General features: G+C 54.0%; 1 protein-coding gene. It reads right to left on the bottom strand.

Annotation, left to right across the window (positions count from 1 at the left end; all coding sequences use genetic code 11):
• Nucleotides 1-1457, bottom strand: a 1457-nt coding sequence (gspE, locus tag D6694_05510; GenBank protein RMH44674.1) for a type II secretion system protein GspE, incomplete at its 3' end; no start/stop codon positions are given.
• Nucleotides 1458-1505 lie beyond the last annotated feature (48 nt).

Genomic DNA, 1505 nt, shown 5'->3' with positions numbered 1-1505 from the left:
CCTTCCAGTACGCGCGCCCGACCATCGGCTCGAATGCTGGGGGCAATTTTGCGCGCTTCTTCGAGAATGGTCTGTTCGCCAGCTTGTGCATGAATCAGCCGCCGAATGGCATCGTTGACGGGCAACAGCTCATAGATGCCTTGCCGACCACGATAGCCAAGATAATTGCAGTGCTCGCATCCGACGGGTCGATAAAATGTGGGCTGAGACGCGGGATCCACACCGATCAGCTCACATTCATGCGCATCGGGTTGATAAGGCTGCTTACAGTGCGGGCAGAGTTTCCGCACTAACCTTTGCGCCAGTACACCAAGCAAGGATGAACTGATCAGGAAGGGTTCAATGCCCATGTCATGCAACCGTGTAATGGCGCCTACGGCCGAGTTAGTGTGCAAAGTGGATAAGACGAGATGTCCCGTCAAGGAAGCCTGCACGGCAATCTGTGCGGTTTCGAGATCACGAATCTCCCCCACCATCACCACATCCGGGTCTTGCCGCAATATGGCACGGAGCCCGCGTGCAAACGTCATATCAACCTTGGGGTTGACCTGTGTTTGCCCAATGCCGTCCAGTTGGTATTCAATTGGGTCTTCAACGGTCAGAATATTACGTGATTGATCATTGAGCAGCATCAATCCGGCATACAATGTCGTGGTTTTACCGCTACCGGTTGGGCCAGTCACCAAGATAATGCCATGCGGCTTGAATAGCAGTTGCTTCACAGCCTCTGCCGTTTCAGAGCGCATGCCGAGCTCGTCAAACTGAAAACGCCCGGCTTGCTTATCCAGCAATCGCAATACGACTCGCTCGCCAAAAGTTGAAGGCATGGTCGAAACACGCACATCCACAGCGTGTCCCGCCACCCGCAAGGCAATGCGTCCATCTTGGGGAACGCGTTTTTCCGCGATGTCGAGCCGCGCCATGACCTTGATGCGTGAAACCAACAACGGCGCCAACTTGCGGTTGGGTTCAAGTACCGTTCGCAATACGCCATCCACGCGAAAACGCACCTGCAGTTTTTTTTCAAAAGTTTCGATGTGAATGTCCGATGCGTTTTCTTTGATGGCCTCTGTCAAAATCGCATTGATCAAGCGAATGATGGGCGCCTCGTCTTCGGACTCCATCAGGTCTTCTGCCACTGGCACTTCATCGGCAATCCGCGCCAGATCGATGGCTTCATCAATGCCCTCCATCGCCTGCATAGCATCGGAAGAATCGGTTTGATAAATTCTGGTCAGGGTGTGATCAAAAGTCTCTTCGTCGACTTCCTCAACCGTAAACGGCTGGCCGGCAATTCTTTGCGCTTCGGCGATGGCCAAGGGCGACGTGTTGGTCGTGATATAAGCGGTCAGCGAAGAATCAGCCTCTTGCTCGATGGCAATACGGTGTTTCTTGGCGAACGCAAACGGTAGGCGCACCCGCGTGACCGCCCCTTCGCTTTCACCAACTTGCTCGATGAGATTTTCGGTCGCCACCTTTTCTTTACTCTCCCTGCTGTGCCGGTG

The organism is Gammaproteobacteria bacterium, from assembly GCA_003696665.1.
GTDB lineage: Bacteria > Pseudomonadota > Gammaproteobacteria > Enterobacterales.
Note: the sequence above shows the minus strand (reverse complement) of the source record. Positions and strands in the feature narration are given on the sequence as shown.